Source organism: cyanobacterium endosymbiont of Epithemia clementina EcSB (assembly GCF_029919255.1).
Classification (GTDB): Bacteria; Cyanobacteriota; Cyanobacteriia; order Cyanobacteriales; family Microcystaceae; genus Rippkaea.
The window spans coordinates 1,918,884-1,944,462 of record NZ_CP123991.1; the positions used below are offsets into that span (position 1 = coordinate 1,918,884).

A 25,579-nucleotide genomic window follows, 5' to 3' on the forward strand; every position below is an offset into this window, starting at 1 on the left:
AGCTCTCGTTCTAATCGATCTAATCAACATTCGTTTAACAAATATCTCCGTTAACCTAGGACGCCGGGTAGCTTTATTTTGCCGCAACCCTGCCTTGATCTCGTAATTACTGTTGTTTTAGGTCGCACCTATTGTGGGAGCAATATTAGCAGGATGGCTATACAAAAGTATTATGTTGAACCTAGAGGTAACCTTGATTGAACCGACAGAAGTTCCTAAAACTAGTGCTTAATTAATTAACAATTGCCTCTAGATTTTCTCTCATGTGCATAAATACTAATCAAATTCTGGTTGAACAGAGTTCCTTTGCCGCAACTTTCAGGCATAATGAAAAAGCAGCTGAGGTTAGCGACTCAAAATGCCTATGCCTTCTTCCCCCAGTCGTCCATATAAAAGTAAACTTTTCAATTTCGTGAATCGTCAGTCTTTAGAGTTACGCGACCATCTAAGCCGTGTTGTCCGACACTTAAGGGTTACGGCTGAGTGGGGAACGCAAATTCTTGTCTACCCATTGTACTTGTTTGTGCAAGCAGGCCGAACAGTTCGACGGCAATTGGGACAAACTGTCGAACGAATTTCCTTATCTTCTGAGAAGATTTATTCCCTTCCCTTGAATAGTGATCGTCCTTTGAATAAAGTTTTACAAGAAATTGAACCTTGGTTAGCCTCTTCTAAATTCCTATTGGGGGAGGAAGTCACACAGACAGAAACTGACAGCGATAATTTGACTCGGAAGTTCACAATTCAAGGAATTGCTAGTGTTTTAGATAGCTGTTATCTAGTGTTAGTTAAATCAAACAATCAGACTGTTGATCTTCTTTCCCCTAGTCAACAAAAAATTCTTCAAAAGCTTATTCAGGTAGAAACTGCTAACTATTGGTATGATCGTCGCTTCAAACTAACTCAATCTCGCAAAACTCCTGGTTTAATCTCTAGCTTTTCCACTAACCCCCAAAATGTCCTACCTCCAGTACGCTGGTTTTGGCAAGGAATGCGATGGATGCAAACAAGTCCAATGGCAACAAGACTTAATCTATTTGGGGAATCTTTTTTAAAAGTTAGAATTGAGCATCAGCCAGTCAGCAGTGTAGTGAAACAATCATCTAATTTAGATGTTAAATACCTGAAAAACGTTATTCAAAGGGCAACAAACTATTTTCACAGACATTCTCAATCAAAACAATTATTACCTGAAACTAATCAATCGATTAATGTCTGTGAAAATAGTTTGTTAAGAAGGTCATTGTCTCTACAAAATAAACCTGAATTATTTCAAAATAACACCATTAACTATAATGCAAAAATAGTCAATAAGAATGAAAAGAAACTACAGAAATGGATAAACAGATCTCTAACAAAAGAGACAAACAATCCTTTTCAAATTAGAAGATTGATTTTAGTTGCCATTGATTACCTTCTTGGACAGAAAACTTCTAGTTTTCAATTAAAGACAAAGCAATCTATTAAAACTATTAATTCTCATTTTTCATCTTCCAATTTTTGTTTACATCAAGCTGAATTCACTAATATCAATACTAATGAAGACACCGATGATCTCTGGTTATCTTGGGATGATCTTTATGTTAAAAAAACAACTTCTAATTCATCCAAAAAGTCAACTAATTTACCTATGGCTTTACCGCAAGCTTTCAAAGGAGAAACTGACTCAGCCAAATTTTTCAAAGAAGACATAAAAGTACCTTTTAAACGTCAGAGTAAGCAGAAAGTAAACAAGAAAAATAAGAAGCTTAAACCTTTTGCTACATCTGTCTCTGATGTTAAAATAAAACAGAATTTTATTGGTAGAATCTCGTCTACTTATACCGCCTTAAAACAAGCAAAACCTCAAGATAATCTTAAGGAAATACTCCCAAATTGTATTGAAACCGAAGCTGAGTCTACTGGGTATGTTAAACATCCCTTAGAGAATATCTTAGGATGGCTTGACATGATTATTTCCTGGCTGGAAAGATTAGGAAGTAAACTGTGGGTAGCGTTACGAAAGTTAACTAAATAAGATTAACATCCCCTATATTATTCTGATATATCAGAATAATATAGGGGATGTTAGAGTGAAATTTAACTAAGAGTTGGTTCTAAATATCTTTATTTACAGTCAGGAGCATATTTATGAGTTAATTGTGTTCAGCTTTTTTTGACAAAGTAGCATATTACTCCAATATCAAAGACTCTAAATAGAATTTTTTGAAAAAGAGACTAACCCTTACTATAAAAAAGGTTAAACTCAATATTTGACTAGAAAAAAAAGATCAGCTTTAAAGACAAAAAAACGCTATTATACACGAATAATATGTAAACGATGTATTTTCAGAAGATTAGTATACCTATACCTATACCTACATGAGTCAAGGAACCCTATTCGACAAGGTTTGGGATGCCCACACCGTCAAAATTTTACCCTCAGGACAAACCCAACTTTTTATTGGACTCCATCTAATTCATGAAGTCACAAGTCCTCAGGCATTCGCTATGTTGCGCGAAAGAGGGCTGGAAGTATTGTATCGTGATCGCACTGTCGCCACCGTAGATCACATTGTCCCGACAGAAAATCAATCTCGTCCCTTCGCTGACTATCTGGCCGAAGAGATGATTCAAGCGTTAGAAACCAACGCTAAAGAGAACGGCATTCCCTTCTATGGTATTGGCTCAGGAAATCAAGGAATTGTCCATGTTATCGCACCGGAACAAGGGTTGACCCAACCAGGGATGACCATTGCCTGTGGGGACTCTCATACTTCCACCCACGGGGCTTTTGGGGCGATTGCCTTTGGAGTGGGAACCTCTCAAGTTAGGGATATCTTAGCTTCCCAAACTCTAGCTCTGTCTAAACTAAAAGTCCGCAAAATTGAGGTTAACGGGACCTTAAAATCTGGAGTATACGCTAAAGATGTGATCCTCCATATTATCCGTAAATTGGGAGTTAAAGGAGGGGTGGGTTACGCCTACGAATACGCCGGAACTACCTTTGAGGTAATGTCCATGGAAGAAAGAATGACAGTGTGTAATATGTCTATTGAAGGGGGGGCTAGATGTGGCTATGTAAACCCAGATCAGGTGACCTTTGACTACCTTAACGGACGAGACTTTGCCCCCACAGGAAACAATTGGAATAAGGCAGTACAATGGTGGGAAAGTATCCGATCTGATAAGGATGTAGTCTATGATGATATTGTGGTATTTGACGCTGCGGAGATTGAGCCCACGATTACTTGGGGAATTACCCCTAGTCAAGGAATTGGAGTTAATGAAGAGATTCCTACCCTTGAAAGTTTACCCGATAGTGATCGCGCGATAGCCCAAGAAGCTTATCAGTATATGCAACTTTCCCCAGGAACCCCCATCAAAGGTACTAAGGTGGATGTTTGCTTTATTGGAAGTTGCACTAATGGTCGTATTAGCGACTTAAGAGAAGCAGCCAAGTTCGCCCAAGGATGCCAGGTTTCTCCAGGGGTAAAAGCTTTTGTAGTTCCAGGTTCAGAACGGGTGAAACTCCAGGCAGAAGCTGAAGGTCTTGATAAAATCTTTGTTGAAGCTGGATTTGAATGGCGCGAGGCTGGATGTTCGATGTGTTTGGCCATGAATCCTGATAAATTAAAAGGAGATCAAATCAGTGCCTCCTCCTCTAACCGTAACTTTAAAGGCCGTCAGGGCTCATCTATTGGACGAACATTGTTAATGAGTCCAGCAATGGTAGTAGCTGCAGCAATTAACGGAAAAGTGGCTGATGTCCGGGAATTATTATCCTAATGGTCGGGTGGGCAATACCCACCTTATTCAGATAAACAATAAAACCTCTGCATTTTAACTCTAGTGGCAGAAAATTTGCGTATTGGTTCGTAAAAATTTGCCTTTTTAGAACTTACTACAAAATATTAATACTTTATCTTTTTTGTCAATGTGAAACTCCTACTCATACTGAAATTCCCCCACCTGAGTTAGATAAACAAAAGCTCTATCCAGGACTGTAGTTTCTGTGCTTAATGAACTAAAAAATATTAATTACACCTTTCTTGCCGCTTATATTTAGTGCAAAGACTTGTTTCCTTATTAGAATTGCTGTTTAACTCCCGTAAAGTCGCTCTAAAGGTTTCTAAACAAGCCATTGGCCAAGCCCATTTTGTGTTCAGTACTACTCCTCCTTAGAGTTTTCAGGTGGCGATCGCTGGAGCAGTTATTTTAGTAACTGTGGATTACCTACTCAAAAAGCTGGGTCGACATTTATGTCTATGAATTTGAACATAGTCACAACAACTAGAGAAGGAAACAAACTTTCACTGTGATTTAAGTGTAAAATTGCCTAACAATTATTTGGTGTCGTCATAGACGTCACTCAAATGTGTAACGCTCCGAGTGGTTTAGTTCCAGCCTCCTGTGCTGGCTATGAGGGAAACGCCGATTTTCCCTTAAATACCATTTGTGAGACCTCAACCCTGTAGACCTAGTATGAACAAAGACCTAACTCGTTACCGTAACATTGGCATCTTCGCTCACGTCGATGCAGGAAAAACTACCACCACCGAAAGAATTCTCAAACTAACCGGAAAAATTCACAAAATCGGTGAGGTTCATGAAGGCGCGGCCACCACAGACTTCATGGAACAGGAGCAGGAGCGTGGAATCACGATTCAATCTGCCGCTACCAGTTGTTTTTGGAAAGATCACCAACTAAATATTATTGATACTCCAGGTCACGTTGACTTTACTATTGAAGTCTATCGCTCTCTCAAGGTACTTGATGGGGGAATTGGGGTATTCTGTGCCTCAGGCGGAGTAGAACCACAGTCAGAAACCAATTGGCGTTATGCTAACGACTCCAAAGTCGCTCGAATTATTTACGTTAATAAACTTGATCGTACGGGGGCCGATTTCTTTTCAGTTATAAAGCAAGTTGAAGATATCCTGGTAGCTAAACCCTTAATTATGGTGCTACCCATTGGGATAGAAAGCGAATTCTGTGGAGTTGTTGATCTACTAACTGAAAAGGCTTGGATTTGGGACAATTCGGGAGATCCGATGAATTATGAAATTAAAGAAGTTCCCGCCGATATGGCTGATCAAGTCACCTTTTACCGCGAACAGTTGATCGAAATGGCCGTTGAACAAGATGACGAGATCATGGAAAAATATCTCGAAGGGGAAGAACTGACTATCGATGAAATTAAGGCCTGTATCCGTAAAGGAACCCGTGAGCTCGCTTTTTTTCCCAGCTACTGCGGTTCCTCCTTCAAAAATAAAGGGGTACAGTTAGTTCTTGATGCTGTAGTCGACTATCTCCCCAACCCTACCGAACTTAAACCTCAACCCGAGGTTGATCTCGAAGGTAACGAAACAGGGAAATTTGCTATTGTCGATCCCAATAAACCTCTACGGGCTTTAGCCTTTAAGATCATGGATGATCGTTTTGGCGCACTCACCTTCACCCGTTTATATTCTGGAACCCTTTCCAAAGGAGACACCGTACTCAACACCGCCACGGGAAAAAGCGAAAGGGTTAGCCGTTTGGTGGAAATGCACGCTAATTCCCGTGAAGAAATTGAAAGTGCACAGGCCGGGGATATTGTGGCAATTGTAGGGATGAAAAACGTCCAAACAGGTCATACACTGTGTGATCCTCAGTTTCCAGCTACTTTGGAACCTATGGTCTTCCCTGACCCCGTCATTTCCGTTTCTGTCACTCCCAAAAAGAAAGGAGAGAACGAAAAAATGGGGATGGCACTCAGCAAAATGGTTCAAGAAGACCCATCATTCTATGTGGAAACAGATAAAGAAAGCGGCGAAGTTATTATGAAAGGGATGGGAGAACTCCACCTCGACATTAAGGTGGACATCCTTAAACGAACCCATGGAGTTGAAGTTGAAGTGGGTAAACCCCAAGTCGCTTACCGCGAGTCTATTACTAAAACTATCAATGATACCTATATCCACAAGAAACAATCTGGGGGTTCGGGTCAATTCGCGAAGATTGACTATGTTATTGAACCCGGAGAACCTGGTAGCGGTTTTTCTTTCGAGTCTAAGGTAACTGGAGGCAACGTTCCCAGAGAATTTTGGCCTGCAGTCCAGAAAGGATTTGAAAATAGTATTAGTAAAGGGGTTTTAGCTGGGTTCCCCTGTGTGGATCTTAAAGTAAGATTAACCGATGGTGGGTTCCATCCTGTTGATTCCTCTGCGATCGCTTTTGAAATTGCTGCACGAGCCGGTTATCGTCAATCCATTCCTAAAGCAGGTCCCCAACTCCTCGAACCCATTATGAATGTGGATGTGTTTACCCCTGAAGATTATATGGGAGATGTGATCGGTGATCTTAACCGTCGTCGAGGAATGATTAAGTCTCAAAATTCAACTCCTATGGGAGCTAGAATCAAGTCCAATGTCCCCTTAAGTGAGATGTTTGGCTATATTGGAGACTTACGTACAATGACTTCAGGCCGGGGCCAATTCTCTATGGAGTTTTCTCACTATGCACCTTGTCCTAATAATGTGGCTGAAGAAGTTATCGCTGAAGTCAAAGAACGTCAGGCTACTTCTTAAATTTTAAGCAAAATTTTTCATTGCAAAAAAAATTCCTGATCGAAGATAATAGCGATCAGGAATTTTTTATCCTAAAAGCAAATATCCTCAAAAATATTTCTAAGGCACAACCTGATTAGTGCTAGATAGAATTAATTCATAAAGTTAACCAACAAACGACTACAATTACGCCTTATAGTCTGGTATTGTACGGTTAACGATGGGGACAGTCCTACAACGCCAGGGAATTGATATTACTTTTTAGATCAAGGGCGAGGAATTGGAGGACGTTTAGCTACTTGTAAAATTACTCATTTTCCCTCTTGTCAAGAGGTTTTCAATAGTAGGGCACAATTTTTAACCAGTCACCTACAATTTCAACTTTTGGTTAATCAATAATTGCAAAACCATGTCATCGCGGAATGCTCAAAACAATTAACTGTTACTCAACAACCTTGTTATCGGGGTCATGAAATTAATCCTAATATTGCTAAGCATTTAGCCTGAGACTTAGAAGTTCATACTCAAACACGGGTAATTAAAATCGTTTGAGATGCTTATTTATAGAAAATAAGCCCCATATTTACGGAAATAGTTGAATTTTAACCACTACCATTCTCTAATCCTTAATTTAACTTGAAAACTCAGCCATCACTTTCCTTTTCTCTTCCCCTTAAAGTATAGTCTTGACCAGGTGAGTTATTACCCTCCCATAACTGTGTCAGCGTTACTTGACGACAGAAGTTCAATTCCTGAACCGGAAGAGTTGCTTCTCAACTATCTTTCCTTAGCGTCGATAGCTTGCAATCACAAAAAAGGAATTTTTCCAAAAAAGTTTGCCATCATCTTACACACTGTGCTCAAATTGAGTCCTCCTTATTGAGGAAGAGATAACGCTACAGTGGTCGAAAAACTATTAAGAATAGCTTCTCTCTGGTTTAATTCGTCGATGGCGTTATAGTCATCCGCAAAGTATTTATAAGGAATCTTACCTAGCATTAAATCTACCAGGTTTGTTGATAATGGCAGGAGATGGATTGTCAGTGACTAAAACCGAAGATATCTCTCTAAATCTTGTAAAAGTAACCTTCTCAGTCTAAGCAGCAACTAATTAATTCCTAAGTTTAGCAGCATATAACTTTTATGAAAATTATCGGATTATTTATTTTCTACTAAAATCTTGTACTTATTTAAATTTGACTGGTTATTAAAAAATTTTCAAACATAAAGCAAAAAATAATAATTTAGGTAAATGGAGTCAACCAATTTGACTTGATAAAAATTATTAGTTCTCAAGATATCAACAAAAAGTCTTAATTATTTTCAGAAAAATCTAAGAAACTATTACGATAAATTACGTTAGCTTAGAGAAAGATTAACAAGGTAGCTCTTAAAGTAGACTAGATTCTGAAAAAACAGAAAAATTGTCTATAAAATTTTAGCTTAAGGTTATTTTTATTTATAGAGAGTCCTCTATTAGGTTAGAACTAAAAGTGATACAAATAACCAACAACTAAATTCCGAGTGAGGATAAACATAACGGTAAGAAAAATATGTCAATGGTATAAGTAAATGCCGTTTATTTTTATAGTGTAAGTTTAAATGATCACAGACAAGACAAAGCCACAAACATTTTCCTTGACGACTCCTTTATATTACGTTAACAACGTGCCTCACATGGGGAGCGCCTATACAACTATGGTGGCTGATGTCATAGCACGCTTTAAACGACTTAAAGGTTACTCTGTCCTGTTCATCACGGGAACTGACGAACATGGACAGAAAATCCAGCGCACTGCAGTAGAAAGAAGACTTGATCCGCAACAACATTGCGATGAGGTTGTGGCAAGTTTTAAAGATCTGTGGCAAAAGCTGAACATTCAATATGATTGCTTTAGCCGCACTACTAGTCAACGTCATGAAGCGATCGTCAAGGAATTTTTCCAACGGGTCTACGATAATGACGACATTTATCTAGCTCGACAACAGGGATGGTATTGTGTTCCTTGCGAGGAATTCAAAGAAAAACGGGAATTACGAGAAGACGAGTGTTGTCCTCTTCATCCCAATAAAAAAGCTGAATGGCGTGACGAAGAAAACTATTTCTTTCGTTTGTCCAAATATCAAGAAGCTCTCGAAACCTTTTATGAAGAACATCATGAATTCATTGAACCAGAAACTCGCCGAAATGAAATCTTGAAGTTTGTTAATCAAGGGTTGCAAGATTTCTCAATTTCCCGTGTTAATGTTGACTGGGGTTTTCCTGTCCCAATCGATGTTAATCATACCATTTATGTTTGGTTTGATGCCCTTCTAGGATATGTGACTGCTTTACTTGATTCTGATCAGGAACCGACCCTAGAGAACGCCTTATCTCAATGGTGGCCTATTAATCTTCACTTAATTGGGAAGGATATTTTGCGCTTCCATACAGTATATTGGCCAGCCATGTTGATGTCAGCTAAATTACCTTTACCTAAAAAAATTTTTAGTCATGGATTTCTGACTAAAGATGGTCAAAAAATGAGTAAAAGTTTAGGTAATACACTTAATCCTTTTGATTTAGTAAACCGTTATGGCTCCGATGCTGTACGTTACTATTTTCTCAAAGAAATTGAATGTGGACGAGATGGAGACTTCAGTGAAACCCGTTTTGTTAATGTTCTTAATGCTGATTTAGCTAATGATTTAGGAAATTTGCTCAACCGAACTCTTGGGATGACCAGAAAATACTGTAAAGGGGTAATTCCTCGAGTAGCTAATTTTCCTTTAGACTATCCCTTAAAAGTCACTGGTGAAAATTTGGGGCTAAGAGTAACTCAAGCCTATGAAACCATCAAGTTTAATCAGGTTTGTGAGGAAATTTTTGGTCTAATTCGGGCAAGTAATAAATTCATTGATGAACGAGCTCCCTGGAGTTTATTCAAACAAGGAAAACAGGCGGAAGTCGAAACTATTCTAGCTGCTGTGTTAGAATCAGTCCGCCTGAGTGCTTACTTATTGTCCCCAATAATTCCCAATTTAAGTAATAACATCTACCAACAATTGGGGTTATCTGTTGATTTTAATGATGGCAATCACGTCCATCAAAATGCTCCCTTTACTCAACATAGTCAGTGGGGAAAAATTGAAGTTAGTCAAACCTTAACTAAACCCCAACCTATTTTTGTTAGGCTTAACCTTCCCGAGGAAGAATCTACCTAAATCTGGCTAAACCGGGTGCTAGGGAAACAATGTTGCCATTACACCTTTTACCAATTTACAAATCCCATGAAATATAAGCCAGAAATAACAAACCCATTTCATAAACCATACCTTCTCCATAATCAACCAGGAATAAGACAAATGTTTGAAGAATTTGAAGACGATTCTATATTTACGCCAGAACAGGTATTAGAAAATAGAGGACGTGTTGCGATTTTTATTGATGGCTCTAATTTATTTTATGCTGCTCTTCAATTAGGAATTGAAATTGACTATACAAAGTTACTGTGTCGTCTGACAGGAGGATCTCGGTTATTAAGAGCTTTCTTCTATACCGGAGTTGATCGCACCAACGAAAAACAACAGGGGTTTTTATTGTGGATGCGTCGTAATGGTTATCGAGTAATCGCTAAAGACCTGGTTCAATTACCCGACGGCTCAAAAAAAGCTAACTTAGACGTAGAAATTGCAGTTGATCTTATGGCTTTAGTTGGAGCCTATGATACCTCCGTAATCGTCAGTGGCGATGGAGACTTAGCCTATGCAGCTGATTCCGTTAGCTATCGAGGAGCGCGCATCGAAGTTGTTAGCTTGCGTTCAATGACTAGTGATAGTTTGATTAATGTCGCTGATCGTTATATTGATCTCGACCAAATCAAAGAAGATATTCAAAAAACTCCCAAACCGAACATGTCCTATGGTAGTTTTTCGGGGGTTGGGATGTTAGATAGCAATAAACCAAGATAAGGTAAGTAAGTCAGACTCAAATAACTTCAACCAAATGGATAGCTCAAATTTTCTTCAGAAGCAGCATCTCCAACCCAATTGGGTTTTAACAGTCGGAGTGCTGTTTCTCCTCTCAGCTATCACTGCCTGTCAAGGAAACGATCAATCTCAGAACAGTTCTGATAACCCACAGCAGAAAGCTACTAATATAGAAAGTCAATTAATTCTCAACAACGCGACCTTAGAACAATCTAATGCAAAAGGAGAAATGCTTTGGAAAATTCAAGTAGATGAGGCCGTCTACAGTCCTGATCGTAAGAAGGCTCAATTAACTGCCGTAAAAGGCAATATTTTCCAAGACGGGAAAATTGTCCTTCGCATTAAAGCTGACCAGGGAGAAATTGATCGAGATGGGCAAGAAATTTATCTCAAAGAAAACATTGTTGCGGTTGATCCTCGCAACGATGCGGTAATACAGAGTGAAGAAGTAGAGTGGAGACCCAGGGAATCTGTCCTCATGATACGAAAAAACTTGCGGGGTTCCCATCCTCAATTTACGGCTTCTGCCAAGGAGGGTAAATATTATGCTACTCAGCAGAAACTTGAATTTATAGGCAATATTATTGCTACCTCAAAAAAGCCTCGAATGCAACTGAAAACAGAACATCTACTCTGGAAGATTCCTGAACAAAAGGTAATTGGTGATCGTTTACTTAACATAGTTCGTTTCCAAGATAAAATCGTCACCGACAAACTAGTTGCTAACCGTGCTGAAGTTCATCTCAACACCAAACAGATCATTGTTAAAGACAATATTGAATTCAAATCAATTAAACCTCCGGTACAAGTAGCAACCAACGAATTTATTTGGAAATACGAAGTGCGTCAAGTAACCTCTAGCAGACCCGTCAAATTAATTCACTATCAACAGGGAGTTATCGTCACTGGTAATCAAGCTGAGGTCGATCTCACTAATAGTATTGCTTATCTTCGAGGTGGTGTTCAAGGCAATAGCACCGCTAATGCCGCCAAACTATATTCAAACGATCTTACCTGGAATGTTGACACTCAGATCATCGAAGCCTTGGGAAATGTCATTTACGAACAAACCAATCCTGACTTTAATTTAACTGGGGAAAAAGCTGTAGGCACTATACATGATAACAAAATTGTTGTCAGCGGCAATGCTCAAGATCGAGTAGTAACGGAATTTTTCCCAAATAAATAACTTAAACTAACTGTTTTTCATGAGAACGGTATTACTTATGAGTGTAATTACCTCTACTACTATGAATTCTTGCATTTTATTAGTACAACTTGACGAATCCTTTAATCAACGCGCAAAAGCTGATCTAATAGAAATTGGTTACACTCCAGTGATTGTATCCGACGCTCATCAAGCTCTACTCGAAGTCAAAAAGCAACAACCGGCTATGATAGTTATTGATCGTCACCGCTCAAAAAAAGCTGGATTGACTTTGTGCCGTCAGTTGAGAAAGGTTCAAAACCGAGTATTGATTATTATGGTGCTTGATCAAGAAAGCGTTGAAGAAAGAGTGGCTTGTTTAGAGGCAGGAGCCGACGACTATATATTAACAGCTTATCATACTGAAAACCTGCTTAGGTTAGTCCATTTTTATTTAACTACTAGTGAAACAGTTACTGAAAGACTTCAATTTGATAATTTAATATTGAATTTGAATAACCGCCAACTTTTTATTAATGAAATAGCCATTGATTTGACGATGAAGGAATTTGAATTACTTAAATACCTCATGTCTCATCCTAAAGAAATATTAACACGAGATAAAATTTTGGAAAATGTTTGGGGATATGATTTTCAAGGCGAATCTAATGTAATCGAAGTTTATATTCGTTATTTACGCTTAAAAATAGAGATTAAAAATCAAAAACGATTGATCCACACTGTTCGCGGTGTTGGCTATGTTCTACGAGAAGGATAGTCAGAAAAAAGGGAGACAAGGGGAAAAATCCTACTTTGTATTTCTTGTCTTAATCTTTAACTGTAATTGTTGATAAACACTGACGTAAGATGGGACTTACAATGAAATTATCGATTTCCTTAACCTCAACTGTTATTATTGCTATTTCATCTTTTGGATATTCTTTACCAGAGCGGACTCAATCCCAGTCTAGTGAGGTTGAGAAGACATTGGAAATCATTGCCCAAACCCAAGGTCAAAGTCTCCCTGTGGAAGCAAAGGCAATGATCAATGGACAAGTGATTGAATTAGAAGTTGCTCAAACTCCAGAACAACAAAGCATCGGATTGATGTATCGGGAGTCTTTAGCAGATAATCGAGGAATGCTCTTTGTTTTTGAGCCTGCAAGGCCGGTAAGATTTTGGATGAAGAATGTTAACCTGTCCCTAGACATGATTTTCCTATTCGATGGAGAAGTCAAACAGGTGGTAACTAATGTTCCCCCTTGTCAAGAAGACCTCTGTTCTACCTACGGACCTATTCTTAACACCGATATCGATATGGTGATTGAATTACGGGGGGGACGTGCTGCACAATTAGGTATTGAATCAGGCGATCATATTCATATTGAATTTTTCACTTCTTTTTGACATTCCTCTAGAAATACTCTTCCTTAGGAGTCGCGCAAGCACACTGCACAGACCTTTTTGGCTTAGCATAGGATGTTACTGTTTCACTGAACTCTTCTAGATAGAAAAAAAATGTTGCTATTTATCTACTTCCGTCAAGATATTTCCATACTCGTCACTACCGACTGTCCATGGGCTGTGAATGTATAGCTTTTTAATCATCAGAAAAACTTTTTTTCTGTTTCGAATTTTTTAGCATTGTTGATTGCCAGACACAACCTACGTACGCGTGTACCCATCAGCGAGAGTAATAAGGTTCGCCCTTTAATTTCTTGGCGTGTTTCCAAGTGTCTATTAGACTAGTTTTAGTCTAGCTTAGTCGTTAAGTACTGAGTAGCTTTCACCCTGAGACCGCAATATTGCGCTTATTTTTCTTTCCCTGCGGGAAGCTAAACAGAAAAGTCTTAATCTTGTTTAACAAAGTTAAAAATTAGTGTCAAATTTATGCTAACTAATGTCTCTATTAGTTTTGAGCTTTGTTTGAGCTTCTCATGCTAGAGTATTTTCTCATTCTTTCAGTACGAGTTGGCAATTTATCCACTGCCTTAATAGTTCTTAACATAGTGTTGTTGATTTATGTCTTACTACTCATTCCTTCTATCTCGAAGAATAAATCCTTAAGTCGACGATTCGTAGATGTAATATCTCCTCAAATAAAGGACAAAGTCGACCAAAATACTAGTCTACCTTAAGTAAAATTAAGTCCTATCCCGTAATGGAAAGTTCAGTGGATAGATGGTGTGAGTAAGAATAATACGAAAAAACTCAAAGAAGCTTTTAGGATTTTTATCCATCTAGAGTTGATAAATAAGGAACGAGTAAACGTAGCCACGCGTACATATTTCTACATGTTAGTTATTTTCATTAGCTTCCTAACATATAAAGAGTTTGCTCTTGAGGAAGAACATTCCCTAACGATTAACTATATTTTGCCTCAATGTTGACATAACGATCACGGTAGACTACAAAGTGAAAATTTAATCAGTCGTTACCACTCTTAGGACATAATCATCCTCAACGATCAAGGAACAATTAAAACTCAAAGATGAAACCTACATAAAAAATCAGAAAAGACGATGTCAAATACCACATTATAAACAATTATTACTTTTGTTGGATAAAGACTTAGCTCTTTCTAAGAATTAAATTGCTGTTGTTCAACTGAACGTTGAACAAACTTAAGAGCCCCCAATGGTCCTATGGCAGTATAGATTAGTAAATCTTAAAGAATTAGATCAAATTTATGACTGGTTAGAACAGATCTGAGTTTAATTTGATCACGGTTAGTTAACTTGTCTTATTAAAAATCAAGAGAGAGTGCAAGGAATAAACTCAAAAGTGGATAGGCTCAGAGAACTAAGATAAAATGTTCTGATAACTTCTGGCTTAAACTATGTTTCAAACTCAAGAATTACGGATTGGTTGGCTATATCCCACTTTAATGAGTACCTATGGTGATCGAGGTAATGTCATCTGTCTTCAACGTCGTTGTCAATGGCGTGGACTCAATGTTACTATCGTCCCTATAACTCAGCAAACAGAAGCCTCGATGTTTAAAGAAATCGATATCATTGTCGGAGGTGGGGCCCAAGATCGTCAACAAGAGATTGTGATGCGAGATTTGCAAGGGGCTAAAGCTGAGGCTTTTAAAGATAAAATTGAAGAAGGAACCCCTGGAGTGTTTACCTGCGGTTCTCCTCAACTTTTAGGCCATTACTATGAACCTGCTTTAGGACGACGCATTGAGGGGTTAGGGTTACTAGATTTAGTTAGTAAACATCCCGGATTAAATGTATCTCGTTGTGTTGGTGATGTTGTCTTTGAAATCACTCCTAGTCCCCTAGCAGAAGCTTTAAGAAAACAATTAGGAAAACCTCCGATTATCATCGGGTTTGAGAATCATGGAGGGCGGACTTATTTAGGAAAAGTTGAACCATTAGGAAGAGTGATTAAAGGGTATGGGAATAACGGAGAAGATGGTTATGAAGGAGCTTTTTATCGTCATGTGATCGCTACTTATTGCCACGGGCCTTTGTTACCTAAAAATCCTTTTGTTGCTGACTGGTTAATTCAAACGGCTTTACAAGAAAAATATCAAGCCGAAATTTCCTTAGACCCTCTTAATGATTCTCTTGCAGAACAAGCTAGGAAAGCTATGTTAAAACGTCTTGAAGTTGGTTATGTAGGATAAAAGCAGTTCACGGTGAAATATCTATTAAGCTTTTAAATACTAACGACACTATTTCCTTTACTAGTCTATTTATCAGTAACCCTTTTACGCCGATCAATAAGAATATTCAACAATTTTTAAACTTTATCCATCAAGATAAATTTAGTTAATTGAGTTAAAAATCATCATATTTTATTTATCAAAATTTTATTGACAGCAACCGATAAAGATTTTTGATTTTGGAGCAGTAAGGCAGAACCCTAGGTATTATTAAAAAGAATTTTTTCTTTTAAAGAGTATTATTTTATCTAGGTTGTTATATATAAACTGCCAATTCTAAATTGTTTTAAAATCTGGAGATTTAAGTGAAAGATACTATAGTTAATATCCACTTTTTTCTACAATTTTTATAAAAATTTACCCTATATAAAACCTGGTTTTATATACCGAAATAATGAAATTTTCTGTTCATAATTAAGTTATTAAATTTGGAAATCACTAAGCGTTAAATAAAACTATATTTTAACTTATCTAAATATTTAGATAATCAAAATTACCATTCAAAAAACATAACTGACTCTATTTCTTTTTTTATTTTTAATAATAGCATTTTCTTACTCTAGTCGTATAACCATATGGATGTTTTTTCAAAAATTAAATACAGCTAAAGCCATATTTAATTCAATACACCCTTCTATTTTCAAAAATATTTTCTAGTTTTTCACCTTAATGCTTATTATTCTAGTTTAAAATTTCCTAATATTTGTAAGTTTTTTCTGGTTATTTCTTATTTGTTATACATACAACTTATATATTATTCTGTAATATTATTATTCTATAATTTGGCTATTTTTATTTAAGTTAGATCGTTATTTTTTGAGCAAAAAATAACGATCTAACTTAAACTTTTGTTTGCTTTCAAGTTTACTATATTTTCCTGATTTGTTAGTTTTTTCTGAATATTTTCCTATTTCGTCTGTTTTTTTAGACTATTAATTAAAAGTATTATCAATTTTTAATAAACGATAAACTCTAATCTTTACATATGCAGGGTTTAGTTTCAAGTTAAACTGGTTCATTAACCAATGTTTGACAGGATAAGTGATAATTATCGGGCTTTTTCTTAAGTGCACACTTTTCAAAATCTGTTCGTGGTGACCAATTTTCTACCCCTTCAACAATTTCTACGATACAAGTCCCACATTGACTATAGCCCCCACAATTAATGAGTTTTCCCTTTAGAGATCAATCTGGTTTTGTAGAGCCTTTTCTCTGAGGTTAGCTCCTTGAGCCGCGACAATATCTTTATTTTCCTTAACAAAAAAAATAGTCATCTGCTTTTATCATCCGAATCTAAGTTTTTAACATTCTTCCATAATTTTTATAAGTTTTAAGACTCGGCTAATCTTAACTAACAATTTTGTTTCAGTTCAGTAGTATTTATGTAATTCTAACAGGAACTTGGCGATCACGTAAGTATTCTTTGACTTCACCAATGGACAACTTACCGCAATGGAGTAAAGAAGCTAATAAAGCTGCTTCAGCACGACCTTTAGAGAAGGATTCATAGATATGTCTACAATTTCCCGCTCCTCCAGAGGCAATTACTGGAATTTCTACTAGTTCAGCGATAGTGCGAGTTAATTCCAGATCATATCCAGCCTGAGTTCCATCCGCATCCATACTGGTTATTAACAATTCCCCTGCACCCCGTTTTTCCGCGTTTTGTGCCCACTCGATGGCATCTATCCCTGTACTTTCCCGTCCTCCTCGCACATAGACTTCCCAGCCGTCATTATCAGGATATTTGCGCCGTCTAGCATCAATAGCAACTACGATACACTGTTTACCAAAGCGATCACTAGCACGGTTGATAAAATCAGGTTTACGAACAGCGGCGGAGTTAATACTAATTTTATCAGCTCCGGCCCTTAACAGATTTTTGATGTTTTCTAGGGTTTGAATGCCACCCCCAACGGTTAAAGGGATGAAAATGGCTTCGGCAGTACGATAAACGACATCAATAATGGTGTCTCGTCCCTCATGAGTGGCAGTAATATCGAGAAAGACTAATTCATCAGCCCCAGCATCATTGTAGACTTTTGCTAATTCCACAGGATCTCCAGCATCTTGGAGATTAAGAAAATTAACACCTTTGACCACGCGACCGGCACTAACATCGAGACAAGGTAAAATTCGTTTAGCTAACATTTGGACGAGTTTTTTGGGTAAATATGATGTATTTAGTAGTTTATTTCTGATTTTAGACTTAAAAAGTAATCACAGAAATAAGAGTTTATTTTCAGTTTAATTGTTCAGAGTTTCAATGTTTACTTCTCCTTTTTCGGTCATCCAAACGAGAGTTTTGATGTGATTTTTCAACGCATAATTACGAATTTCTTCGGGAGAACGTCCTCCCAATTCTAGGGCTACCCTTAACTTTTCTGATGATTGTCTAAGTTGTTGAGCATAACTCAAGGCCATTGATTGAGTCCGAGAAGTTTGAGCAATCACGAGGGAATCAATTAGAGGAGGAGTTTGCGGCAAAATAGCAGTGGTTAATAAACAAGTGTATATGTCTTCAAGATTGAAAGAAAATCCAATACCTGGAGCTGATGTTTGCTGAGGATGGTAAACCCCAAGAAGTTTGTCATAGCGTCCACCCTGACCTAAAATTTGTAATTGGTTGTTGTTTTTTCCAATAGCTTTAAACACAATTCCTGTATAGTAATCAAAGGTTTGAATTAAACTTAAATCTAAGGTAAATGGAAAGGGTTTTGACCAGCTTGTTTCAATTAGTTCGACCAAGGCTCTTAGATTATTAACACTTTTTTGTCCAGCCTTATCCAACTCTAATTGGACAACTTTTTGGAGTACCTGAGCAGGAGTTCCCCGTAAATCAAACAATAATTTTCCTCGTTGTTGTAAGTCAACAGAAGGGTAGTCAAGATTTTCTAGGGTGACATAGTCAAGTTGAGCTAAACATTGACGCACTTGACTTTTGAGGGAACCTGGAAAGGGTTCAAGAAGTGATCGCGTGAGACTAGCTTCTCCTAAAATGAGATGCCAATGGGGAATTCCTAACTGTTCGAGACAATCAGCGACTAATAATAAAATTTCCGCATCCGCTAACACTCCTCCCGAAAAAAGCAATTCTACCCCTGCTTGATAAAACTCTAATTGTTTTCCGTGATGACCAACCGGAGGATCCCGAAAAACATTAGCACGATAACAGAGGCGTTGAGGATAAGTGGTATCAGCCATGCGAGTAACAGCAGTTCTGGCAATCGAGGCAGTTAGTTCTGGCCGCAATCCTAATTGCCCTGTAGAACTATCCTGTAGTTGAATAACCGTTGAAGGATCAATAGCTCCTCCGGCCATCAATGTTTCTAACCATTCAATGGTGGAAGTGACAACACGTTGATATCCCCATTGTCCAAAGACTTGTTGAAGAAGATCATTAATCCAAGCCTTTTGTACGACTTCGAGAGGAAGTAAGTCTCTTGCTCCTGCAGGTGGTTGATGAATCATGGTTTTCTTTCGCCTATTGCTTTGTATTGTTTTGCCCCAAAAAGGGGAGGTTAAAGTTCTGTCTTTTAGCCTAGCTTAGGATTGCCTTTTACCAGTGGAGTATAAACTACTTCTTTTTCCCGAACAAAGAGCTAAACAGTTTTCCCTCAATTGATTTATCAGAAGATTTGTGTTTGTCATTGCTCATTAGTTGATCAAGAGATTTTTTAGCTTAAATAACCACCAGGTGTTTAGAGTTTCCTTGCGGAGCTTTATTGATATGAACCCTAGTCATGGTGAGTCAATTTTCTTCAAAAGAAGCTAATCCGAGTGCTTCATGACATACTGAATTATTTGGTTCAGTTTTCAGGGCTTCTCGTAATTCTATAATGGCTTGGGACATTATATTCTTGGCGCTCAAGATGTCAACGCGCCCGTCTAATGACAGAATAAACAACGGAAACAAAAGTTTTTTCAATCTATAGCTGTTGTTTAGGGTCTTCTAGATCAAATTTAGGTTTAGGCAGTTCAGGAGAAGGTTTAATTCTAGTTTTTTCCCTTGCCGCATTCATTATTTAGATAAACTAAATTCAATTCATCAAGTTTACAGTGTTTACCAATGCTTGAGCCAAGTCCTTATACTGTTCATAAATTAAGGATTTAATTAACTTTTAGATAAATTCAATGAGTGTTTTGAGTCACTGTAACCTGAAATAATTTGTAGGCAGTTTTAGCGCCTAAAGTAATATAGCTCAGCATCTCCGGCTAAATCCAGACCATTCAAGCTGGCCTTTTGAGGGGGTTTTCTAGGCAGGATTAACTTATTGTTATAACAAGTTATTCTCTAGTTTCTTCCTGTTTTCTATTTTCCCCTTACAGGTATTAAAATGAAGACAAAAAGCAACTTTCAGGTAACGTTGGGAAATTTACTTGATATCCACATCTATCGGAAGCCCAAGAATTGTATAGTAATAGTGGTAGATGAGATCATATTTAAATAGTCCTTGTTAAATAGGAAGGCTTACGCCAAATTTTAAGCCCACCCCTTCAGTGACTGAAACTTTTCTTTTTTCTTATGTCGTTATCATCTCTACTGTGTCTTCAAACACCAAATTTCTAGCTGTATAACTAGGATCACCTAGCGCTCGACTATAGTGATTTTACTTGATAAAAATTCTGTAGCCAGGGCAATGCTTTATCTAAAGCTTGACTCAAAACATGATGGATATGCCCGTTAGTAGCTAATAATTTCCCTGATTTAAGGATTAACGCACTCTCATCATAAGCAGAGATTTTTCCTCCTGCTTCTTCTAAAATGACAATCCCTGCGCTAATATCCCAAGGACTTAATCCTTTTTCCCAATACCCATCGAGGCGGCCACAAGCTACATTGGCTAAGTCAAGGGCAGCTGATCCTGCACGGCGCACTCCTTGAGTAATATGAGTTAAGTAACAAAATTCAGGATAGTTAGTATCTTGAGTTTCTTGGCGATCATAAGCAAATCCTGTGACTAGTAAACTATTACTTAATTCTGTAGTTTTGGAAACTCGAATAGGACGATAATTAAGAGTAGATCCTAATCCTTTAGCAGCTCTAAATAATTCGTTCTTAAAGGGATTATAAATGGCTCCCACTTGGGGAATTCCCTCTATCAATAATCCGACAGATACGGCGTAGATAGGATAGCCATGGGCATAATTGGTGGTTCCATCAAGGGGATCAATTACCCAAAGATAATTACTTTTAGCTACTCCTAAAAGACCAGATTCTTCAGCTAAAATTTGATGTTGAGGAACTCGACGACGTAGAACATTTAAGATAGCTAATTCCGCTGTTTTATCAGCTTCGGTAACTAAATCTCCAGGACGACTTTTTTCCTCAATTTTTTCTAATTTACCCCAAAGATCTTGTAAAATGATTCCAGCAGTCATCACCGCTTCTGTGGCAACATCTAAGAGTATTTCTAATTCGTTTTGAACTGGTTTGTACATGACTGATAGTTAACAATAAACCATTGATAATTCAATAATGGATAAATCTCGTTATAAAACGAAATCTTAAAGCTGGTTTTAAAAATATTGATTTCTCTCCAATAATTGAGGATATGATTACATATAATCTATTAATTTAATCATCATCCATAAAAATTTTAAATTTCTTTTTCACCCTCCTAAAATGTTGTCCAAATTGAATCTCATAAACTTCATCCTCATTTTGAGTTTCTATTTCTAAGCTAGATCGAGCATAACTAACACACAACAGAGCATAACCTTTGTCTTTCAATTCTGGAGATAATCCTACAGCTTCAGGTTGATAGACTTCTCCTGATAGAATACGTACAGCACAGGTAGTATAAGCCCCATTTCTACACAAACAAGGTAATTGATTACCTTGTTCTTCGACGCTATGAAGAATGTAGTTATTATTGGGAACTTCTAAGGTGTATTCTTTTCCTTCTTGACGATGGTTGATGCGAACTGTATGATGACGGGTCATAGTCGAACAAGACAGAGTACTAGTGACAGTTAGAAACAAACTTAGACCTGACGATAACCCCACTCTTCTCCTATGGTAGACTTTTTTGCTTTTCTCGTAAATAGTTAAGTTATTAAAACATTAATATAAATCGAGTCTCTGATTATTTATCAGGTTAATCAATGTTCACTCTTAAGAATTCAACTTTTTTTGTATCGCCATAGCCAATTGAACATGAAGCTTATGACTTGCTTTGTAGGCTAAAAAATGTCCTTGAGGAATAGTTCCTAATAAACTTAAATCCCCAATTAAATCTAATAATTTATGACGGGCAGGTTCATTCTCAAATCTCAAAGGGAGATTTAACCATTTTTCGTGATCACAGACCAAGGCATTTTCTAAACTCCCTCCCTGAATTAAACCTGCCTTTTGTAGTTTTTCAATTTGATCAGCAAAACCGAAAGTTCTAGCAGGGGCGATTGCCTTTTCAAAAGATTCTATACTAGGGTTCCAACTATACCATTGATTGCCAATAGGAGAGTAAGGAAAATCAATTCCATAGGTGAAACGAGTCTCAGACGCAGGTAAAACAGCCACAAAAGCATCTCCATCCCTAATCCAAATCGGTTCTAATAAAGGAGAACCTGCGGACAATGAAGAAGGACTAACACCTCCTTGAATCATCGCTTTAAACCATTCTTGAGCAGAGCCATCCAACAATGGGACTTCTGGCCCATCAATTTCAATACGGGCATCTTTGACCCCAATGGCGATTAACGTGGATAGAAGATGTTCAACCGTACGAATGGCTACCTTTCCTTGACCTAATTCTGTTGATAAAGTCGTCTGACTAACTGAAGCTACCTCAGCACGAATTATAGGATTTTCTGGTAAATCTACCCTCACAAAATAGCGACCTTCTCCCGATTGTGCAGGTAAAATACTTACCTGAGTTTTCACTCCAGAATGTAACCCAACTCCCGATACTGTAATAACTTCTTTAACCGTAGAACTCATAATTACCCTCACCACTATCAAGGTATAAAGAACAGGCCATCCTAAAAATAGGCCATCCTAAAATTCTTGTTTGTTCAAATCTCTCACTTAGTTCATATCTAATTCTAATACCTCAGCTACTTGTGAGACCGTTAATCCTGATGTGAGTAAACACGGAGAATAGAAGCTGTCTTAACGGCTAATTCTTTTTCTCATAGTCCTTCTTCATGGACATCTTGAAAGCATGGAGTTTATTTCAATACATCCACACTAGAAATGGCATACCCTCTATCTCCTAACAAGTCAAACAGGGTAATTTCTAAAAAAGAATCTTTCTATTAATGGAAAAAGCAGTTGAGGTTACTTGAGTTTTTCTTGAACTATTTGAATAAATAAGCCTGTCATTCATTCTTAATTCATGTTTTTTTGAATTATAATTAATCGTAGTGTAGCTAACTAAATATAAAAAAGTTGCTCTATATATTCTAATCTATTTAAATAGATACGAGTAATTATTCGAGATTTTAACCAGTTCTTATATCGTTTAATTGTGTTTATATATTTGATTTTTAGAAGAGATTATATTCTCTTGCTAATAATTATTTATATTAGATTTACTTTAGTGAAAAAATGACGAAGTATCAACCGTTTATAAAATAAATTGTTAGTTTTTAATCGGAATTTACATAAATAAATTGGAAGAGTTTTATTAGACATTCTGAAGAAGAAAAACTCTATAAATCCGAAAAGCAAGTTGTTTAACTTTCACCGAATAAAGGCGACGATTTTGTCCTCTAATTAAAGTAATTGGAAGCAATTCAAAAAAATAGAGGGACAAATAAGAAAAAGAATAAAATCTAGTTTTTCATTAAAACCTCTCCCCAATACCAAAGTGAAGGCGGGAATCTCCCTCATTATTAACCCCATAGTCAACTCGAATTGGTCCAACTGGCGATTGAATGCGAACACCAAGGCCGTAACCATAACCATCACTAGGCAATCCTCGAATTGTACCTGGAAAGCCTCTTACTGAGCGTTGAGACTTAATCGTTGTCCCATAGTCAATAAAGAGAGCTGCCCCGACTGCTGGAATGACAGGAAAGCGGTATTCTGCTGTTGCTTGGAAATAACTACGTCCATTTCCTAATTCTCCTTCATCGTAACCACGTACTGAGTTACTTCCCCCAATGACAAAGGCTTCATAAGGAGGCAAATCCTCGAAAACTGTTCCTGCTTGGAAATTAAAGGCCAATGCTTGAGGTTTTGGTTGATCTTCCTCAATAAAACCTAAATCAATAAAATCTACAGGGATATAGTGACTATAGCTTCCTCGTAATCTTGTAAAGAAAATACTGCCTGAACCTACGGGTATAGTTTGTTCAACTCCCAAGCGCAGAAGATGACCGCTCGTAGGACGTAAAGGATTATTACGAAAGTCTTGAGAAACTCCAAAACTGATAGTAAACAGGTCATCCTTTCCCTCATCACTAAAGGCCAAGGGTTGAGAGGGAAAACCATTGAGAGGGGCTGACCAAGGCGCAATATCACCATCCCCATTTTCCACTTGAATCCGTTGATAGTTGAAACCTAGGGAGGTTCGCCAATCGGGTACACTGAAGGGGTTGTCCGCCAAAGGCCGCACAAAAGTTACCCCACCCCCAGTGCGAACCACCCGTGGACTATCAAAGTCGTTGAGGGTTCTAATTGAAGAATCATCTCCATCAAAGACTAGAGAAATAGTCCGTCTACGAAATCCATTAACCGTATAAGCAGTACGAAAAGGATCACCGGCAATCCAGGGATCGGTAAAATTGACATCGAAGAGTAGTTCCCGTTCTCCAATTTGAACCTCACCCCCGATAGTTTGGTTATTTCCTCCTAGGTTTTGCTCTTGATAACTGACTGTTCCAAACAGTCCGCTAGTGGAACTAATCCCAGCTCCCGCAGCCAGAGAGCCGGTATTTCCTTCTACCACATCAATATTAACAATAACCTCTCGTGGATCTTCCCCAGGACTAAAAGAAATTCTGACATCTTCAAACAACCCTAAACTAAAGACTCTTTGCAAATCAGTTTGAGCGATTCTGCGGTTAAAAACATTCCCTGGTTCAAGTTGCATCTCACGAGTCACAATAAAAGGGCGTGTTCGACCATTAATGGGTTCATCTTCTGCGTCGAAAAATCTCACTTGTACGTCTTGAATTATCCCTTCAGATACCACTAGGGTTACAATTCCATCATCCCCAACTTTAGGAGAACCAATAACCTGGGCTAGATCATAGCCCTGTTTGGAATACCATTCATTAAGTTTTTGGATGCCGTTTTGTAATTCTCGTAGGTTAAGAATTGTCCCATACTGAGGCTTAAAAATATCCTCAGCAATTTCGGGCGGTAATGCTCGAGCTTCCTCATCTGTGCCTGTGTCTACGACGACTTCACTCAGAGTTGGGTTAGGTTGCAAATCGAAGGTAACGCGTACCCCTAAAGGTGTATCGACAGGGGTAACTTTAACATTGGAAAAGAATCCGGTGGCATAAATTACATTAACATCTTCTTGCAGCTGGGAGCGAGTGGCTGTTCGTCCTGGAGTAGTTTGAATAGTGTTATAAACTAGATTTCCTAGGTCCTCATCAACGCCACTAACTAAAACTTCTACCACTAAAACTCTGGGTTCTTCCCCCGATATTTCTTCAATTAAAGGACTATCTGACGAGGACGGTTTAATAGGAGTTGGTATTTCCTCTGAAGTTGGTAATTTTTCTGTTTCTGGTAACTCTATCTCAGATACTTCAATTTGCCCTTGAGTATCCGTTGAAGAAGTTAAATCTGCCGCAATCACCTTTTTCAACTTGGAAACCAAGGGAGTTCCCTGTTCTAAGGCTGATGAAATCTGAAAGTCTAAATCTTCTGAGGTTACAGGTATTATTAATACCGGAGTTTCCTGGGAAACAGCTAAATAATTAGCCTTTAAATCTGTCAGAAAGGTTACATCAGTTTCTGTCACGTCTTCTAATATAGAAACCGACGTAGGTGCTAGTGCAGCTTCCCCCAGCATGATGGACTGTAAGTCCATCATGTTCACCATAGTCTCTGGATTCTCCTCTCCAATAGTTGTTTCAGTTAAAGGGACTATAGTCTCTCCCCTAATAGACTGGGCTAAGTTTAACACAGTGGCAGTCACGAAAGGGACTACCACTATAGGAGATAACCGTAATTTTTTAATCTCGTTTGACACTTCCACACACCCAATCAAGCTACAGCGTTGTTTATTGTATTTATATTTTTGTTATTGACTCATAATAGCTGACAGAGTGCCTAAGCAACCGAGCTAAAT

Annotated in this window: 18 protein-coding genes and 1 pseudogene; 11 read left to right on the top strand and 8 right to left on the bottom strand. The window is 37.8% G+C overall.

The window, feature by feature from the left end; translation table 11 throughout:
* Window positions 1–358: 358 nt before the first annotated feature.
* The 4 genes from P3F56_RS06315 (at window position 359) to P3F56_RS06330 (ending at window position 7,414) form a co-directional block, all read left to right on the top strand.
* Entirely contained in the window at window positions 359–2,017 is a 1,659-nt protein-coding gene (locus P3F56_RS06315) for a hypothetical protein (protein WP_281152069.1), read from the top strand.
* A gap of 344 nt (window positions 2,018–2,361) precedes the next feature.
* Window positions 2,362–3,768: a 3-isopropylmalate dehydratase large subunit gene (gene leuC / locus P3F56_RS06320; protein ID WP_281152070.1), complete on the top strand. Its 1,407-nt coding sequence runs from the start codon at window positions 2,362–2,364 to the stop codon at window positions 3,766–3,768.
* Window positions 3,769–4,464: 696 nt separating this feature from the next.
* Entirely contained in the window at window positions 4,465–6,552 is a 2,088-nt protein-coding gene (fusA, locus tag P3F56_RS06325) for an elongation factor G (protein WP_281152071.1), read from the top strand.
* 697 nt (window positions 6,553–7,249) lie between these two features.
* Window positions 7,250–7,414 carry a hypothetical protein gene (locus tag P3F56_RS06330; protein ID WP_281152072.1) on the top strand — a complete coding sequence of 55 codons (165 nt, stop codon included), beginning with the start codon at window positions 7,250–7,252 and terminating at the stop codon, window positions 7,412–7,414.
* Here P3F56_RS06330 and P3F56_RS06335 read toward each other — a convergent pair.
* A complete protein-coding gene (locus P3F56_RS06335) occupies window positions 7,408–7,530 on the bottom strand; it encodes a hypothetical protein (RefSeq protein ID WP_281152073.1) in 123 nt (40 codons plus the stop codon). The two genes, P3F56_RS06330 and P3F56_RS06335, sit on opposite strands and share 7 nt — an antisense overlap.
* Before the next feature lie 603 nt (window positions 7,531–8,133).
* Between P3F56_RS06335 and metG the strand changes: the two genes are divergently transcribed.
* The 7 genes from metG to P3F56_RS06370 all read left to right on the top strand — a co-directional run bounded on the left by metG (window position 8,134) and on the right by P3F56_RS06370 (window position 15,284).
* The gene (gene metG / locus P3F56_RS06340; RefSeq protein ID WP_281152074.1) at window positions 8,134–9,735 is read left to right on the top strand and encodes a methionine--tRNA ligase; all 1,602 of its coding nucleotides are present in this window, start codon (window positions 8,134–8,136) and stop codon (window positions 9,733–9,735) included.
* 141 nt (window positions 9,736–9,876) lie between these two features.
* A complete protein-coding gene (locus P3F56_RS06345) occupies window positions 9,877–10,482 on the top strand; it encodes a LabA-like NYN domain-containing protein (RefSeq protein ID WP_119260717.1) in 606 nt (201 codons plus the stop codon).
* A 34-nt stretch (window positions 10,483–10,516) separates the two neighbouring features.
* On the top strand, window positions 10,517–11,689 hold the full coding sequence (gene lptC, locus P3F56_RS06350; RefSeq protein ID WP_281152075.1) for an LPS export ABC transporter periplasmic protein LptC: 1,173 nt from the start codon (window positions 10,517–10,519) through the stop codon (window positions 11,687–11,689).
* A gap of 37 nt (window positions 11,690–11,726) precedes the next feature.
* Entirely contained in the window at window positions 11,727–12,425 is a 699-nt protein-coding gene (gene nblR / locus P3F56_RS06355; RefSeq protein WP_281152076.1) for a response regulator transcription factor NblR, read from the top strand.
* Between the two features lie 101 nt (window positions 12,426–12,526).
* On the top strand, window positions 12,527–13,054 hold the full coding sequence (locus P3F56_RS06360; protein WP_281152077.1) for a DUF192 domain-containing protein: 528 nt from the start codon (window positions 12,527–12,529) through the stop codon (window positions 13,052–13,054).
* A 1,230-nt stretch (window positions 13,055–14,284) separates the two neighbouring features.
* Window positions 14,285–14,359: a DUF2949 domain-containing protein gene (locus P3F56_RS10300; protein WP_342637182.1), complete on the top strand. Its 75-nt coding sequence runs from the start codon at window positions 14,285–14,287 to the stop codon at window positions 14,357–14,359.
* 127 nt (window positions 14,360–14,486) lie between these two features.
* Complete coding sequence (locus P3F56_RS06370; RefSeq protein ID WP_281152078.1) at window positions 14,487–15,284, top strand: type 1 glutamine amidotransferase; 798 nt, start codon at window positions 14,487–14,489, stop codon at window positions 15,282–15,284.
* Window positions 15,285–16,328: 1,044 nt separating this feature from the next.
* Here the strand turns inward: P3F56_RS06370 and P3F56_RS06375 are convergent.
* From P3F56_RS06375 to P3F56_RS06405, 7 genes and pseudogenes are all read right to left on the bottom strand, one after another.
* Window positions 16,329–16,597 (bottom strand): annotated as a pseudogene (locus tag P3F56_RS06375) (2Fe-2S iron-sulfur cluster-binding protein).
* 106 nt (window positions 16,598–16,703) lie between these two features.
* A complete protein-coding gene (gene hisF / locus P3F56_RS06380) occupies window positions 16,704–17,474 on the bottom strand; it encodes an imidazole glycerol phosphate synthase subunit HisF (protein ID WP_281152079.1) in 771 nt (256 codons plus the stop codon).
* A 96-nt stretch (window positions 17,475–17,570) separates the two neighbouring features.
* Window positions 17,571–18,794 (bottom strand): ATP phosphoribosyltransferase regulatory subunit, encoded by a 1,224-nt coding sequence (locus tag P3F56_RS06385; RefSeq protein WP_281152080.1) that lies wholly within the window; start codon window positions 18,792–18,794, stop codon window positions 17,571–17,573.
* A gap of 1,128 nt (window positions 18,795–19,922) precedes the next feature.
* Window positions 19,923–20,765, bottom strand: a complete 843-nt coding sequence (locus P3F56_RS06390) for an inositol monophosphatase family protein (protein ID WP_281152081.1) — start codon at window positions 20,763–20,765, stop codon at window positions 19,923–19,925.
* Window positions 20,766–20,901: 136 nt separating this feature from the next.
* On the bottom strand, window positions 20,902–21,270 hold the full coding sequence (locus P3F56_RS06395) for a 2Fe-2S iron-sulfur cluster-binding protein (protein ID WP_281153744.1): 369 nt from the start codon (window positions 21,268–21,270) through the stop codon (window positions 20,902–20,904).
* Between the two features lie 171 nt (window positions 21,271–21,441).
* Window positions 21,442–22,266, bottom strand: coding sequence for a UDP-3-O-acyl-N-acetylglucosamine deacetylase (gene lpxC / locus P3F56_RS06400; RefSeq protein ID WP_281152082.1), 825 nt, complete (start codon window positions 22,264–22,266; stop codon window positions 21,442–21,444).
* A gap of 847 nt (window positions 22,267–23,113) precedes the next feature.
* Entirely contained in the window at window positions 23,114–25,486 is a 2,373-nt protein-coding gene (locus P3F56_RS06405; protein WP_281152083.1) for a BamA/TamA family outer membrane protein, read from the bottom strand.
* Window positions 25,487–25,579 lie beyond the last annotated feature (93 nt).